The organism is Methanosarcina siciliae T4/M (assembly GCF_000970085.1).
In the GTDB taxonomy this organism is placed as follows: Archaea; Halobacteriota; Methanosarcinia; order Methanosarcinales; family Methanosarcinaceae; genus Methanosarcina; species Methanosarcina siciliae.
In genome coordinates this window covers 511,306-526,773 of sequence record NZ_CP009506.1, presented here as the reverse complement: position 1 = coordinate 526,773, position 15,468 = coordinate 511,306, and the positions used below count along the sequence as shown (strand labels likewise).

At 34.7% G+C, this 15,468-nt stretch carries 12 protein-coding genes, 1 tRNA gene and 2 pseudogenes; 9 read left to right on the top strand and 6 right to left on the bottom strand.

Features of this window, described 5'->3' with window-relative positions:
* Positions 1–83: 83 nt before the first annotated feature.
* Positions 84–671 (top strand): cobalt-precorrin-7 (C(5))-methyltransferase, encoded by a 588-nt coding sequence (locus MSSIT_RS02365; RefSeq protein WP_048169670.1) that lies wholly within the window; start codon positions 84–86, stop codon positions 669–671.
* Positions 672–743: 72 nt separating this feature from the next.
* Here MSSIT_RS02365 and MSSIT_RS02360 read toward each other — a convergent pair whose 3' ends face one another.
* Entirely contained in the window at positions 744–1,508 is a 765-nt protein-coding gene (locus MSSIT_RS02360) for an A24 family peptidase C-terminal domain-containing protein (RefSeq protein WP_048169666.1), read from the bottom strand.
* Positions 1,509–1,756: 248 nt separating this feature from the next.
* Between MSSIT_RS02360 and MSSIT_RS02355 the strand changes: the two genes are divergently transcribed.
* The 6 genes from MSSIT_RS02355 (at position 1,757) to MSSIT_RS02330 (ending at position 8,132) form a co-directional block, all read left to right on the top strand.
* A tRNA-Val gene (locus tag MSSIT_RS02355) sits at positions 1,757–1,830 on the top strand.
* A 589-nt stretch (positions 1,831–2,419) separates the two neighbouring features.
* Positions 2,420–3,394, top strand: a complete 975-nt coding sequence (locus tag MSSIT_RS02350) for a hypothetical protein (RefSeq protein ID WP_048169664.1) — start codon at positions 2,420–2,422, stop codon at positions 3,392–3,394.
* Complete coding sequence (locus tag MSSIT_RS02345) at positions 3,366–3,965, top strand: hypothetical protein (RefSeq protein WP_048169662.1); 600 nt, start codon at positions 3,366–3,368, stop codon at positions 3,963–3,965. Before MSSIT_RS02350 ends, MSSIT_RS02345 begins: the two co-directional genes overlap by 29 nt.
* Before the next feature lie 4 nt (positions 3,966–3,969).
* Positions 3,970–4,341 carry an AAA family ATPase gene (locus MSSIT_RS02340; RefSeq protein WP_231590384.1) on the top strand — a complete coding sequence of 124 codons (372 nt, stop codon included), beginning with the start codon at positions 3,970–3,972 and terminating at the stop codon, positions 4,339–4,341.
* Between the two features lie 14 nt (positions 4,342–4,355).
* Positions 4,356–5,942, top strand: coding sequence for a hypothetical protein (locus MSSIT_RS02335; RefSeq protein WP_048169658.1), 1,587 nt, complete (start codon positions 4,356–4,358; stop codon positions 5,940–5,942).
* Between the two features lie 528 nt (positions 5,943–6,470).
* Positions 6,471–8,132: an IS1634 family transposase gene (locus MSSIT_RS02330; protein ID WP_048169656.1), complete on the top strand. Its 1,662-nt coding sequence runs from the start codon at positions 6,471–6,473 to the stop codon at positions 8,130–8,132.
* Positions 8,133–9,269: 1,137 nt separating this feature from the next.
* Here the strand turns inward: MSSIT_RS02330 and MSSIT_RS02325 are convergent.
* The 4 genes and pseudogenes from MSSIT_RS02325 to ltrA all read right to left on the bottom strand — a co-directional run bounded on the left by MSSIT_RS02325 (position 9,270) and on the right by ltrA (position 12,467).
* On the bottom strand, positions 9,270–10,028 hold the full coding sequence (locus MSSIT_RS02325) for a hypothetical protein (protein WP_048169653.1): 759 nt from the start codon (positions 10,026–10,028) through the stop codon (positions 9,270–9,272).
* Positions 10,029–10,043: 15 nt separating this feature from the next.
* Positions 10,044–10,418, bottom strand: coding sequence for a hypothetical protein (locus MSSIT_RS21055; protein WP_052721489.1), 375 nt, complete (start codon positions 10,416–10,418; stop codon positions 10,044–10,046).
* 285 nt (positions 10,419–10,703) lie between these two features.
* Positions 10,704–10,859, bottom strand: a pseudogene (locus MSSIT_RS24485) (IS110 family transposase); the annotation flags it as partial.
* Positions 10,860–10,988: 129 nt separating this feature from the next.
* Positions 10,989–12,467, bottom strand: a complete 1,479-nt coding sequence (gene ltrA, locus MSSIT_RS02315; protein ID WP_048174449.1) for a group II intron reverse transcriptase/maturase — start codon at positions 12,465–12,467, stop codon at positions 10,989–10,991.
* Positions 12,468–12,798: 331 nt separating this feature from the next.
* Here ltrA and MSSIT_RS02310 point away from each other — a divergent pair, with 331 nt between their 5' ends.
* Both MSSIT_RS02310 and MSSIT_RS02305 read left to right on the top strand, forming a co-directional pair.
* A complete protein-coding gene (locus MSSIT_RS02310; protein ID WP_048169651.1) occupies positions 12,799–14,136 on the top strand; it encodes an IS1634 family transposase in 1,338 nt (445 codons plus the stop codon).
* A gap of 55 nt (positions 14,137–14,191) precedes the next feature.
* The gene (locus MSSIT_RS02305) at positions 14,192–14,521 is read left to right on the top strand and encodes a hypothetical protein (protein ID WP_331456177.1); all 330 of its coding nucleotides are present in this window, start codon (positions 14,192–14,194) and stop codon (positions 14,519–14,521) included.
* Positions 14,522–15,118: 597 nt separating this feature from the next.
* Here MSSIT_RS02305 and MSSIT_RS02300 read toward each other — a convergent pair.
* Positions 15,119–15,337: pseudogene (locus MSSIT_RS02300) on the bottom strand (transposase); the annotation flags it as partial.
* Positions 15,338–15,468: the final 131 nt, after the last annotated feature.

Genomic DNA, 15,468 nt, shown 5'->3' with positions numbered 1-15,468 from the left:
AAGTGAATTCAAAAATTGAATCAAAAGTAAACTCCAGGGACTGAGATTTCAGAAATTAAACCGGACAGAGGGGAAGAAAAACTATGATTGTGGTAGGAGTCGGGGTCGGACCCGGCATGCTCACGGAAGAAGGGATAAAGGCAATAAGAAAGGCATCGGTGGTTTACGGGGCAAAAAGAGCCCTTGAGATCGCACAGGAATATATCACCTGCGAAGCAAAGACGATTAAAGATTACAAGTCGCTCCACCTCCTGCCCGCAGATGCCGTTGTCCTCTCCACAGGCGATCCCATGTTTTCCGGGCTCGGGAAATTTGCAGGGGAAAAGGATACCGTAATTCCCGGGATATCTTCAATGCAGGCAGCCTGTGCACGGACAAAGGTAAACCTGACGAACCTCTGTGCAATAACAGCCCACGGCAGGGATTTTGAACCTGCAAAAGCCGAACTGATCCGGGAATTGATGAATGGAAGGAACATTTTCCTGCTGCCGGAAGAGTCATTTGGATCCCGCGAGGTTGCAGAAATTCTTAAAGAACTTGAAATCGAAGCCGAACTCTATACCTGCGAAAACCTCGGCTATCCCGAAGAAAGGATCGCAAAAGGCACTCCTGATAACCCCCCGATTGCCGAAACTATCCTCTACGGGCTGCTTGTCGTGCAGAAAAGATGAAAAAGTAGAAGAAAAGAAGAAGTAGAAAAGGAAAGCAAAAAGGAAAAAAGAAAGTTTCCACAGGCTTTCAGTTCATCCTTCAAGAATGATCACGACGGCATAAAAGATTAAATCCCCGAAAATCACTGCTGTTATAAAGCCTGCCGTAATTGAGAGCATGAAAGGAAGGCCCGGAGTAACCCAGACTTCTTTATCGATAAGCCCTTTTTCTGCGTATTCCTCAAGTTCGGGTTTCCGGTTCGCATCAAAATCGAGCCCTGTCCGTGCAAACTTCCTGATGACGGACCCGTTTTCATCAAGTTCGAACTTTTCAAGCAGGCCCAGATGTTCCTTATCTTTCAGGGAGGACACATCAGTCCTGTACCCGAGAAACATGTAGAAGGGTTTTTTGAGCATCCCGGTCGAGAAGTGCAGGAGGTTGTAGCAGAACATCCCGAGAGGCACAAGGACGGTTACCAGAAGAGCATTTTCCAGCACCGTGAAGGCAAAGAGCCCTATCGGGGGCAGCCCGAGCAGGGGATAGACCTTTCCCGAGTACTGGAAAATCGGATAGAGCGGAAATAAGATAGAAAGCACTATCAGCCCCTTTGCATCCCCGCCCCCGAAAGCTCCGAGCTGGAAAAGGATGTAAATCGAAAGGAAAACAACAACTCCCGAAAAAATAAGAGCCTTAAGATAAGGAACACCTCCTGTAAAAACTTCATAAATTACAAATACCGACCCCGATGCAAGCATGTACTTCCACACCTTATTTGAGACTCTGCGCTCCTTCAGGTCAGTATAGCATGAGTAGAACAAAAACGGCATGGTAAAGAGGATTTTCAGGATTTCTATCATACAAACCAAGCAATTAAATTATTTCTATAGTTATTAACATTATTACGTATTTACTTCTTTACTTTATCGCCTGACTTAAAATCCCCAAAATATGAAAAGGAACCGGAATCCCTTTGCCAGAAAGATAAAAAAGTACTCCCATAACAGGCCCGGGCAAGCCAAAAATAAGCCTGCAAGCGATAAGCTTATACATAAGAAGTTCTATTTTATGGTTGCTTAACCCTTATTAGTTTTCAATTTCATTTCATGGGCTCGTGGTCTAGACGGTTATGACGTCGCCTTCACACGGCGGAGGTCCTGAGTTCGAATCTCAGCGGGCCCACTATCCTTCTTTTCAGATTTAGAGTCTTTATAGACTTCCTTTTCTAGTGCTTCAATTCTTGCTTCGAGGTCAGATTTTACTTCTGGTTGTACAACTTTAAGTTCGCCATTAAATTCTTCATCCAAGGAAATCACATAAACAAATTTGCCGTTATACTCCGTTTTAAAGATATAAGCTGTATCTCCTGCAACATTAATTTCCGATTGTGGCAGCCTTATTAATGGATATGAAATTTCGGGTTTTGCTTGCAGTTTTGTGATCTTGGATTTTCCTATGATCTTCATACTTCATCCCCAATACGCCAAAAAGTAGTTTTCTAAATTTATACAACACAAAGCATTTCTGTTATATTATGTTTAGTAAATTAATTGATCTATTTAAATTCCCTCTAAATTCATGCAAATTTTTAAAAATTTGCCCTGGCCCCCTCAAAGTCTTACAAATCTTTTTCTAAACACCCACTATCCTAGTGATTTCATGTAACCAGATGGTGCATGTGAAAAGTTTACAACATTTTTATTCATTATCTTTAATTAATGCCGAGTAAATTCGAAAAATTGATAAGCCATCAGTATAAATAATATTTACAATGTCCAAAGGTGACAAGCTAGAAATTTTAGTCGAACAACATTTTCGATGGCTCTTTGAAGAGATGAATTTCCAAGTAATTAGAGTTAGAAGACAAAATAGCGGTGCACAATTTGGATTTGATGTTAAAGTTCAATTTTATGATGACGATGATCATCCAAGAAATTTCTTTTTTGAGTGTAAAGACTATTCTACTGAGCTTAGTTTTAATGCTTTACTTAGGAAAATGTTTGAATTAGATAGTTCTGCATATAAAGCTGATGCTTTTATAGCAATATCTCCAAAGATACAGATATCAAATATTAAGGATAACACATTGGAAAGTTGTAGAGATAAATTTCCATTTTCTATTGATCTATGGGATACAACGAGTAACATTGAAGAGTTATTCGCATTGAATAGTGATTTCTTTTATGAATTATATAACTATAATTATTCAAACTCAATTGACAAAAATAATGTGATAAATAAAACGAAACTAAGAATCAATGACCTAATAAAACAAAAGAATTGTCGTGATTTGGGGAATAGAATCAAAATTATCGACTCGGATAGAAAACCTAATGAGAAAGAAAACTATAAAACAACTTTAGACTGCAAGTTAAACTCTATCTTTCCAGAACATGATGAGACAAGATTACGATACCATAAATTTCGCTGTAACTATAAAATCTATTTAGAAGATTTAGAAGATACTAACAATGATTTAAGATCAGAAATATTAGATTGGCAAGAAAACCTGAAGATTAAAGCATATAGGCTTACAGGAAGATTTAATGTCCACCAGGACGATAGTCCTCGAAAGTTTTTCTATGATTTTTTCGATGAGGCAAAAACAGATTTGGACATTTTATTTAAGAATGGAAACTACACAGGAGACATTGAAAAATTGCTTAATGGAATTGTAATGGAACTCGCTGCTGAATGTCCTCTTGACTGGAGAAAGAATGAACTCCGATATCGAGTTATTAATTAATAGAATAGAACAAAAAAAATTAAAAGTACGTGTTAGTTTAGATAGACCAGTCTATAAACAACCAGAAGATTCTATACTATATCGATCTTGTAGAATTCTTCTTATTTTGGGAATGATAAATCTTGAAAAGGGCCTTAGTAAAGAATTAATTGCTTGTATAGATTTCATTTTAAGGAACACTGGATATCAATCTAAATTTATTCTTGAGTACTTCAAGAATAATAAAGAATTATTAAATAAATTGAACTCTTGGAAAAAACAAAAAAATATCGAAAACGATTTTTACCTGATACAATACAAAAGTGTTCCTTGGGATTTAAGATTTAATGATATGTTTTTATTCTTGTCAATTCGAGGTTTTATAGATACAAAAAAAACGTCAAATAGTACTAAAATTATAATTTTAGAGAAGGGTATGAATATATCTGAGGCGTTAAGAAGCATTTTTGAAGAAGAAACTAATTTTCTAAATTTGTTTAATGGGAAAATTAAGGAAAAAGATACTAAAAAAATAATTACTGAAGTAATTCCAAACACCTACTGGCGAGAAAATGAGAAACTTATTTGTTAATAAATTGAAATATACTATCAGATGTGCCGATAATTCTACATATGGAGCTTTAGTGGAATTCAAAAAAGGTCTAAATGTAATTTATGGACCTAATTCCGTAGGGAAAAGTAGCATTATAACAGGCATCTTATACGGCTTAGGTGCCGAAAAAGGTCTTGGAATATTTAAACTTAAAGATAATCCATTTAAACCAGAATTCTATGAAAAAATAGAAGAAAAGAATATTATCGAATCTTATATACTTTTAGAAATTAGCAATTCACATGAAACAATTACTATTAAACGGAATATTATTGGAAAGACAAATATCTGTATTGTAAAAAAGTGTGAATTGGAGCAATTTTATTCTACTAACAATTCAATGACTTTTATATAATAAGCAATGGAACAATGGATGAATATGGATTTCAGAGATATTTATTTAATTTTTTGAACTGGGAAATCGTTGAAGTCGTAGGATATGATGGGGATAATAAAAAATTATATTTTGAAAATTTAGTACCTCTTTTTTTCGTTGAACAAAAAGCTGGTTGGTCTCAAATACAAGCGCGTCAGATTACTCGGTATAATATAAGAGACGTGAAAAAAATATCATTTGAATACTTACTTGGACTAGGAAAATTTAATGTACATTTGCTAGAACTGGAGAAAAAAGAGATTAGTAACACAATCAAAAGCTTAAAAACTGAACTAGATCTTAAAAGAGATTACATTCTCACGCTAGGAAATGCTACGGTTAGTGACAATAACGTACTTATAATTGATAAAATTGGATTTGGGAGATATGAAATAAATGATTTAATATGTCATATGGAAAATTTACTAAAAGAGAAAGAAGAAACAATTCAGGTTATATACGACAAAAAAGACTTATTTGACTCTTCTGCAAATTCTAAAAGAGATAAATTGAGACAAATTTTAAATTCAAAAACTTTGGCTTTAGAAAAAAAAAGAGACTTAGTTAGGGAAATTAATAGTTACAAAAATTACATTGCAAAAATTGAGATTAATAAAAAAAAGAATAAACAATTAGAACAAATTCAGAGGCTCAATCTTGAGTTGAATATTACCCGCTGTCCGGTGTGCGAGTCAAAACTTAGTTCTAATGATGAATCACATTGCCGTTTGTGCAAATCAGAAATAAGTAATATATCTACTGTAACTGAAAATTTGCTGTTCTTAGAAGATGAAAAGTCTTCTTTTGTTAAGATTTTAGAAGCTCGGGAGCTGGAACTACAGAAAACATTGCAAATAATTCAAAATTTAAGTTCAGATGAAACGTATCTAAAAAATATGTTAGATTTTCAAATGAAAACTTATCTTGGACAGGAAATACAAAACTTAAGAGATTTGGCTAGGGAAATAGATAAACTTTATTCTGATATTTTAAATTATAAGGAGTTATTATCTAAATGGGAAGGCTTGGAACCGCTTATGCATAAAATTGACGAAGCTGAAAAACACAAAAAACAAATAGAAAACGAAATAAAAGATTACAAAAAATCTACAACAGATCAAGATATATTAAACACAATAAAGAATTTCTTGATTAACAATTCTAAAGAGCTACATTTATTTACTTCAAGTAAACTAACGAACGATATAAAATTAGAAATGTCTGATAATTACACTCCTTCGTTGGAATTTTATGATATTTCTAATATTAGCAGTTCGAGTGATTATATCCGAATTATCCTGAGTTATTACTTAGCCTTACTCCAAACTTCAGTTAAGTTATTTGATGTAGAAAGAATCAAATATCCAAATCTTTTAATTTTGGACGAGCCTAAACAACAAAATTTAGATGCTAGTGCTATCAAAGCTTTTGTGAAGATAATTGAAAAAATTCCGAATTCTGATAATTGGCAAATTATTTTGACGACGTTTAACTCTAAAGAAAAGAGTTTGCTTGAAAAATACATTCAATATGAGATGAAGGATAGGTATGATTTTTTATTAAAGAGAATCAGTTCCTGAGCTTCTTTTGAATACCGCGCCCAATTTAGAAATCTCTATATATACCAATCTCCAGTATCTTTGGACCAATCGTGGCCCATCCTTATTTCAAAATTACTATAAAGCTTCTTAAGAACATTCTTTGTATCCGGTTTTTAATTCAAATTAATATTAGAGATCTAAAAACCTCTTTCCAAAAATATTATCATAAGAATTTTAACAAATGAGGTTTTGCCAATTTCTCTATTAATGCTTTAAAATTAAATTAAGAGCATTAAATTCCCTTTTTTAAGAAAAAATTACTTTTACTTGCTCAGACATTCAACCTTCTAAAAGCTCCTGGCGCTCTTATCAGGTCATGTCTTCCAACCTTAAACTGAAGTTTCAAAGAAACGCGATTTTAACCTCAATTTTCTCTAAAAAACAATATCAGCTGACCTTTTGCAAATTTTTTATTTGTAGATCCTAAGTATTAAATTCACTTTAAAAAGTCTATTGATATTGTTTATTTCAAAAAGTTATTTATATAGGTAGATCATAATCAATACTATGGTATTTTTAAGAAAGAAACTCGTCAATGGGAAACCTTACTGGTATATAGTAGAATCTGCCAGAGTTGATGGAAAGGTAAAAACCATTTTTCAGGTTTATCTGGGTAGCGCAGAAAAAATACTTGAGATGAAAAGGCAATGTGAATCATTGCCCTATGATAAACTTAGATCCTTTGATTACGGCAAGCTTGCCGCACTTCTTCATGTGAATGAAGAACTTGGATTCATTGACATAGTTAACAAGCATACTGACAAAAAATTAATAGATGGATTGAGTGTTGGAGAATACCTCTTACTTGATGTAATCGGAAAAAGTCACGGCGTTTTAAGTGAAAACGGGATTGAAGAGTGGTTCAAAAAATCCCCTTTAGCTTTCATGTGGAAATTCCCGCACAAGTTAAATTGTCAGAATTTTCTGAACCAAATGAATTATGTCGACTTGGATACTATGAAAAAGATTGAAGACGATCTTTGCAGAGTTCTTGTAGGAAAGGGATTTACTCCATCAATAATGTTTGTGGATGAATCAAACTGGTTTACGTATGCTAACAATTATGATGACGAGAGCGAACTGCTTCATAAAGGATATAACAAAAAGCATAGGAAAGACAAAAATCAAATATGTGTTTCGCTAGCTGTAAACGAGGATAACATACCTTTTATTCATGAAACATATCCTGGAAATGTTCATGACTCTGAAGAATTTTCAGGCATAGTAGATAAAATCATAAACAGACTGACTGAATTAAATATCTGTTCTGAAGATCTTGTTCTTGTTTTCGATAAGGGTAACAACTCAAAAGATAACATTGAAAAGGTAACCTCAAAAATGAGTTTTGTAGGATCTGCAAAAACAAATCAAGCCGAGGAGCTTCTCGATGTTCCGCTTTCCAAATATGAGTGTTTATACAAGAATTCGAAAGGTAACAAAATTTTTGGATACAGAACAAAACACCAGTTTTACGGAGCAGAATATACAACCGTAATAACCTACAACGAAGGAACTTACAAGCTTCAAAAGAGCACTTATGAAACAAACAAATCAAGAATAATTGATAGTTTGGAGGATCTCCAGAGAAGATTAGAAAGCAGTAAAGGAAAAGAAAGAAACAGGAGCAGCGTAGAACGTGAGGTTGCAGGAATTATTCTGAAAAAATACAATAGCGTTATAAAATATGAAATAATTGATGCTCTGGAAGGGAAGAAAAAGCCTCAGTTAAAGTTCTGGATTGATGAAGAAAACGAAAAAAAGTGCGAAAAGACGTTTGGGAAGAACGTCCTATTTACGGATAAGCAAAAATGGCAAACTAAAAAGATAGTGAAAACATATAACAGTAAGAATCTTGTTGAAGATGATTTTAAACTGTTGAATGATCACTTGCTTGTTCCTGTAGGACCAGTATATCATCACAAGGATGAAAACATTAGAGTTCATGTGTTTTTGGCTATGGCTGGCCTACTTTTCTACAGATACCTGGCATGGGAGACCAAAATGTACGGTTTCTCTTTGAAAAAGCTCATTGAAAAACTGTCTGAGATCAAGATTGCGGTAGTTCAGGAAAAAGAGTCCAAAAAAAGCAAAATTATTGTGGAAGAAATGGACACAAAACAAGCATCGTTATTTTCTTTTCTAAACATGGAAAAATACCTGCCATATTAACAAAATCGTTATTGTCAGGATTATTCTTTTATTAGGCATACACAAACAAAGCCAGAGGATAACGGAAAATCACTCATCTTTGAAAGGTGAGTTAAAACCTAGATTCCCGTTGATTCATAACGAGTCTGGTAATACTTGGTTTTATATCCCTTGAAATTTGAAAAGGTTTTCGTTAATTGGGGCGTTGATTCCTTGAAATTTCAAAAGGTTCTCGTTTCTCGGATCGTTAATTGTATCCTCGTTATGTGCTATATTACACATAACGGTGAGAGAACCTTCGTGGCGACAAACTCGATGTCATTGAATGCTTCGGACAGCCAGGAAAATCGCTTTGAGTGGGCGAGATGCTGGAAAAATAAAAAACAGCTGTACACCATGATCTGGGGGTGAACCCGCCTGCCTCGTTATGAGTGGGCGGGAATCTAGGTTAAAACTCACATTTCGACCCCCCTTTCAAAAATAAGGTGATTTTTGCAACAACTGGATAAACTTATTGAATCTGCCGTAAAACATGCTCAACAAAATCAATGATTTTGGCTTGAATCCCACAATGTTCAAAAAAATCCAGTTCAAATTTAGAAAATAAAATAAAAAAATAGATACCTCTGAATAAATATAGTGAATATTGGGTAATTAATAGAAATGTAAAGGCAAAATTAGCAATGGACTGTGCGAATAAAAAAAATAAGTTGTGTTTTTTGGGAGGGGGTCGAAATGTGAGATTATAGTTATGAATGCAACAATTTACACTTAGGAGTCGTAACAAAATAACCTAGGGAATATACAATTTGTTTGAATTAAATAAACGAGCTCGTTCGCGATAATACTTTAAAACAGTATAAAAAAGCACCTAAGTTATTTCGATGCGGATACTTAATTCTCAGAAATAACTGAAAACACAATGCATTGGACTAGAAAATAGGTCAGTCCAATTTTAGTTTAATTCTTTGCGTAAGTGTAATTTTTTGCGTAAATGACTATAGTTAGAAAGTAGGTAGTGTCGCAAATTTGCTGTAAATTCAAAGTCAATTTTTTGGACACTGGATGTAAAAACAATTTATTGATATCGAACTTTTGATTCAAAAACCCTCTATAATTTGTAATTTTACAGAAAAATTAGCATACTACCAGTGTTTTTTACAAAATAATTTTAAATTTTGATTCTAATCTGCATTTTGATAATACATATTCGTCTACCCATGCTGGAGTATAATCTGTACATAACTTTAATGTATCATCTGGATTCTTTTCGGCAATTAGTGGCATATCTTTTGTTGAGTTATCAAAGATATATGCTCTATGGCAACATTGTAAAGCGGGAAATAAATTTGCAAGTGACCGCCAATACCTATCTATGACTTTTTCAGGTGGAACATAATGTCCTCCTTTTAAGACTCTATCCTCTACCCGCGCAACGTTGATAATTGGATCTTCTGTGCATACATAGTATAAGTATACCAACCATCCACACTCTTTTGTACTTTTTAGAAAATCTACTTTTGAAGGGTGTGATAAAACAGTTTCAAATGAAAAATTATCTTCATTTAATTTTATATAACAAACTCGTAAATAATCAGCTAGAATCGAGCCAATATATGAGTTTTTGTTAGGAATTTCAAATGAATTATTTTTAATTACTATGTTTTCAATATTAATATTACTTCTTTCATAATGGGGAGACTGCCGTACATGCTCTTTAAAATCAATTTCTTCAACCATCACCCCAAATTTACTAAAATCAATTATATCAATCGCATTGAGATCATCAGGATTTATATGACGGTTTGAATTTATTATTTCAAATCCATGCTCTATAAGTACTGCTTTGTTAACTTGATTGAGCAAGGTTGATTTGCCAGCACCATTTGGGCCGGCAAATACTCTCATACGTCTCATGAACCGTAATATGTTTCATAGATGATAAATTCTTTTTCCTGATATTACTGGCATTTTCTCGATTTTTTTTACAGTTTCAGTTCTTCCATCTGGATATTTTTTGACAATATATCCGTCTTCTAGAATCATTATTGGATTACCAAGCCTAAAGGTATCCATTATAGCATTTCTGGCAGCTTGTTTTGCGATTTTTGCGATAACTTGACTTTCGTTCGCCATCACATCTGTCGAAACATCTACGTCTTTTTGTGACGTATCATACGTGCATAGATTATCACACATATCCAGCCCTACTATTAATTTAATCTCACGAGCTATAGTTTGCTCACAACTTTGAACCTCACTTGAAAGCAAATGTACATGCTCTAAGTCTACCAGTCTCAAGCCCACTCTACTAAGTATACGTCTTATTACAAGATATATTTTCCTAGAAAAACAATTTAAAAAATACTAACTTTTTTCTGTATTTTCTACCAATTTTTGAAATTAGCTCCGTTATCACATCTTCTTTTTCAAATATACCTTGTAGTTATTTTCAGCTTATACAGTTAATTTTTTAGAGAGTCGCGCTTTCTTAACGTTCTGTTTCAAGGTGATTATAACATATAATAGTATCGTTTTCATATATTTTTCTAATTTAGCATGAAAGTACATGATTATTTTTTTCTCACGTACTTTCTCCTTCCATTTTCCCATTATTGGGATAATTCCACTAATTTTTGTTATACGCCCATCAACCGAGAATATCTCTGTTTCCGCAATTTTCCTCTTTTGAATTTCTCCCTTTTGCTATCCTGTTTCATCTTCGTACATCTTGTCGTTGTCGAATAAGAAAGAGCGATTACTCGCTCTTCCTCTTCTAAGAACCGTACGTGAAAGTTTCCCTTCATACGGCTCAAGCGTTCTATAACCTTTTCTGTATCGGGCAGCAGTCTTTTTTTTTCTCTTTTTTTTTTAATTTCAAATGGAGTGACTTTTCCGGAAGTTCAATTTGTTTTGGCGTTCACGGTAGTAATCAGTGTCAAGAAATGGATTCATTTGCAGTCTTAAAGGAGTATGTCTATAGATTCTGGTTTGGGATGGAAGTAGTAACCCGTTTCCTTCTGTTCTGAAATTCCACTTTCTGGAAATGCTTCTTTTCCAATATTTGTTGACAATCCAAGATTTAGATTTGTTTGGATGTCTTCTTTTAGCCCATGTCCATAACAGTTCCCAGATTCGATGGTCAAGGATCTGGAAAACTTCCGAGGAGACTACTGAGTTGTGATAATTAGTCCAACCTCTTATTATGGGATTCAGTTTGGCAATTAAGACTTCCTGAGACCATGCCATTCCTTTCTTTATGGTTTGACTGATTGTTTCAGTAAATCTTTGGATGGACTTTTTGGAAGGTTTGATCAGGAGCTTGCCATTATACTTGCGGAAATTCCAGCCGAGGAAATCGAAGCCTTCATTAATGTTTGTTATAAGGGTTTTATCATCAGATAGCTCAAGACCTCGTTCTTTGAGGAAAACAATAAGTATGTCCCGAATTTCTCTGGCAGTTTCTTCTGAATTAGCAGTAACTATGAAGTCATCAGCATAACGGACGAAGTTAACCTTAGGAGACTTACGACCTTGTTTTGGGTATTTGCTCATAAGTAACTCCTCGATGCCGTCTAATGTCATATTAGCCAGAATGGGGGAGACTATTCCACCTTGCGGCGTACCTGCTTTAGTTGGATTCAGATGGTGTTTGTAAATAAAACCTGCTTTGAGAAATTGAGTTAGTATTGACTTGTCCATCGGAATGTTAGTCAACAACCACTGATGATTTATGTTATCAAAGCATCCTTTGATGTCGCCTTCTAAGATCCATTGAGCTGAGCTCTTCTTGCTCAAACACAAAAAGATTTGCTGACATGCATCTTTGGTACTTCGGTGCTTTCGAAATCCAAAAGACCTAAGGTCAGATATTGTTTCAGCTATGGGTTCGAGAGCTAATGCATATAAAGACTGAATAGCTCTGTCATACATTGTAGGGATGCCTAAGGGACGTTTCTTATTCTTACCAATCTTAGTGACGAAGACTCTTTTCAGGGGTTTAGCTATGTATCCTTTACCAGTAAGTCTGAGGACAGCCGTCATTTTGGCGTTGGAAGTTAGCCATTTTTCATTATCAATTCCAGGTGTCCTTTTTCCTTTGTTTAGAGTAACTCTTCTTACTGCCAGAAGTTTGGCGAAATAGGAATGAGTTAATAAATACTGCAATCTCTTGACATGGTTCCATTTGTTTTTCATGACTGCTTTTGCAATTCGGGTTTGCAACTTATTAACACTCTTTTCTACTTGATTCCAGTCAATAGTTTTCCATTTCTGGAAGAGGTGAGCGTCTGTAAGCTTCTTATCCTGAGAGGATATCGTTGAAATACTTACATTCAGAAGTTTGCCTCCTTTCATACAATAGAACACCATCAGTAAGTCTGCATCCTTTCGGATTAAGGCAAAGTTTGAACCCTTATCCAGTCCATTATAGACTGGCATTCGCTTTTTACTGAATCCTCTACCCTCTTTGTCATTGTTGCTCCTTACGAAGTTTCTACCCCCTTTAACTCACATTTCGACCCCATCTTCCCGATAAGACCTAATTTTTTCTTCATTCAATTTTTATAAACGATTCTCATCTTCACATTATTCCTAAGGATTTGATTTTTATAACGTCCTGCATATAATACATAACATAACAAACAAATTCTTCAAAGCCTAAAATAAAAACAGAGAGTTATCTCGCATGAAAAATACTTCCAACTGTGATAATATTTCCGAACACTTGAATACAAATGAATTTCCACAGACAAATACGACCCCATTCACAGTTTTGGCTCCTAAACATTATTTAAATCAAATTTCTTTTGAAGCCATTATCAATGACAACATCCAATGGGATCGAGATCAATGGAGAGTTCCGCCAGGAACTCTGGCACTGAGTATAGTGCTAACTCCTTTTTTTCGCGCAGATAAACGATATCCTTTATGCTCTGTTGAAGAGATTGTTGAATTCATGGATACTGAGCTTGTTTTTGGAAAAGATTATCCCCACTCATACTTCAATGATGATTGTTTAGGTCTGTTGCTGGATCGAGTTCATGAAGCAGGTTGCCCAGGTCTTTTCAGCATGGTAGTATCACAAGTTTTTGCAAACTTCAAAATTCCATTCGGTCGAATATTCCAAGTGGACACTACATCTCATGTTTACTACGGAGATTCTAAGGTTTGTGAAGAGGAAAATTATGAAGGTTTGAAGGTCACTTACGGTTATAGCAAAGATAAGCGTCCTGATAAAAAACAAATTATGAGCGGAATGATTACAAACGAATTAGGACTTCCTCTTTACACAGAAACACTTGATGGGAACACTGCTGATACTGTTTGGCTCCCAGATGCTATGCGCCATTTCAGGGATTTATTTGGTGAAATGTATAGTGATTCGATCTTCATAGCAGATTCGAAACTGGTGAATAAAAAGAATTTTGGAGTCCTTTTCGATAAAACAAATCCTTTCAGTTTCATCTCCAGGTGCCCAGAGAAATTCTGTTCCAGGATTGCAGAAAAGACTGTATCTGAGGCTTATTCGCTCAATGAATGGGAATACGTAGGACCTTGCTGTAAAGATGAAGAATCTAAAAGAGCAACAAAGTATGAAGTGCAAGGTTTTGATAAAATTGTTCATGGAAATGAATGTCGGTTAGTCGTTTTTAGAAAGCTTGATGGTGATGAAAGGTTAGCCAATGAAAGTAAAAAGGAACGAGAAAAAATTGAGGAAGGAATAAAGAAAGAGTTTAAAAAACCATTCGCTTGCGAAGCAGATGCCAGGAAAGCAATGGATGAATTTGCTAAGAAGTACAAACCCTCATTATTCAATGTCACATTTGAGATCCAAGAAGAAACAATTGAAAAAAGACCGAAAGGAAGACCCTCCAAGAGTCAACAAAAATTGAAAATCACCAGTGAATTTTACGTTAAACTCAAAAGCCTTGAGCAAAACAAGGAAAAAATGGAAAAAGCGCCATCAGTCGTTGGAAACTGTAGTACTGATTACAAATGTTCCCTTCGATACAAAAAACAATAAGGAAATCTTTCAGTTATATAAAAACCAACAAGTTGTTGAAACGAACTTTGAAGAATTGAAAAAACCTTCTATGTTTTACAGGATATTTCTGGAAAAACCAGAACGTATTGAAGCATTGCTTATGCTGCTGCATGTTTCCTTATTAGTAAGGGTACTTATGAGGATTACAGCAAGAGAAAATCTGAAAAAGGAAAATGAGCCTTTACGTATTGATTTTGGGAGGTCTATCCTGAAAAACCCTACAGCAGAAAAAATGCTGAGGTTGCTTTCCTTCCATTATATCATGACTATAGATGGAAAGCGTGTGATTATCACAAAAAATGGAAAAGTAGATCACCTGAACAAGTTGGTAAAGCTACTGGGCTTGAATCTCGAGTCTGGGTGAACTTCCTGAATAAGGCTGAATAAAAGGTTATATTTCGGAAAATATGTAGCGGTAGCTATACAGTTTGTGATGTAACACTTGGTTAATGAAATCAAGAGTTTGAACTTTTTCAAAAAAGAACTGATGGGATTAACTAGAAATTATGGTAATTGAACCATAATTCAGGGGAAAATTAAAGGGGGGGTCGAAATGTGAGCTTTAAAGGGAACAAATAGGGCTTACCAAGTTCTATGTCATGAACAATTATGGGTTCTTTAGGGGCCATCTATAAGCCGGAAACCGTTTGTCCATTTGCTTTAACATATTACAAGCCATTAAAGCCTGATTTCGTACCATTTTGGTTCAAGCGTGTCAATCCAATTTCGCTTGTTGCACCTGACGACTCTTACAATGGTTCACTTTACATTCTCCATAGAACCCTTACCCTAGCAAACCGTCTGAACTGGATTTCCAGAGGAATTCACATTGTCCCAGAAGCTTTGCACACCTGTATTGCTACTAATGCACATTCTGGTAGGGTTACCCCAAATGGAAAGGGCAGCATTCATGCAATTCATGACATAACTTCTTGTCGCACTGTAATAATATGCCATATTATGATTGATATACATTTGGAACCAGACCAAGCCATGAAGTAAGTTTATCTCCAGATACAAAATCCCTGAAATTTCCTATTTCAGCAATAAGAGTTCCCGCCCTAAGTTCTCCAATTCTTGGAACTAATATAAAAATTCCCATTTCTCGCTTATGGTTTTTGTAAACATAATTGAAAATATCTCTATCCATAACTTCAATTTCATCATCTAAATGTTTTATACCTAGATTCCGGCTTTTTAGGCGCATAAAACTCTACTGATGTCGAATTATGTGCTTAAATTTAAGCACACGAACTAAGGATTTAATTTTGAAAACCGTAATCAATTGGAACGATAGATTTACGGAACTTG

What these genes read in the sequence shown, in the direction of transcription:
- MSSIT_RS02360 (WP_048169666.1), bottom strand. Translation starts at nt 1,508, where the DNA reads ATGATAGAAATCCTGAAAATCCTCTTTACCATGCCGTTTTTGTTCTAC.
- MSSIT_RS02335 (WP_048169658.1), top strand. Translation starts at nt 4,356, where the DNA reads ATGGATGAATATGGATTTCAGAGATATTTATTTAATTTTTTGAACTGG.
- MSSIT_RS02325 (WP_048169653.1), bottom strand. Translation starts at nt 10,028, where the DNA reads ATGAGACGTATGAGAGTATTTGCCGGCCCAAATGGTGCTGGCAAATCA.
- MSSIT_RS02310 (WP_048169651.1), top strand. Translation starts at nt 12,799, where the DNA reads ATGAAAAATACTTCCAACTGTGATAATATTTCCGAACACTTGAATACA.
- MSSIT_RS02365 (WP_048169670.1), top strand. Translation starts at nt 84, where the DNA reads ATGATTGTGGTAGGAGTCGGGGTCGGACCCGGCATGCTCACGGAAGAA.
- ltrA (WP_048174449.1), bottom strand. Translation starts at nt 12,467, where the DNA reads ATGAAAGGAGGCAAACTTCTGAATGTAAGTATTTCAACGATATCCTCT.
- MSSIT_RS02330 (WP_048169656.1), top strand. Translation starts at nt 6,471, where the DNA reads ATGGTATTTTTAAGAAAGAAACTCGTCAATGGGAAACCTTACTGGTAT.
- MSSIT_RS02350 (WP_048169664.1), top strand. Translation starts at nt 2,420, where the DNA reads ATGTCCAAAGGTGACAAGCTAGAAATTTTAGTCGAACAACATTTTCGA.
- MSSIT_RS02345 (WP_048169662.1), top strand. Translation starts at nt 3,366, where the DNA reads ATGAACTCCGATATCGAGTTATTAATTAATAGAATAGAACAAAAAAAA.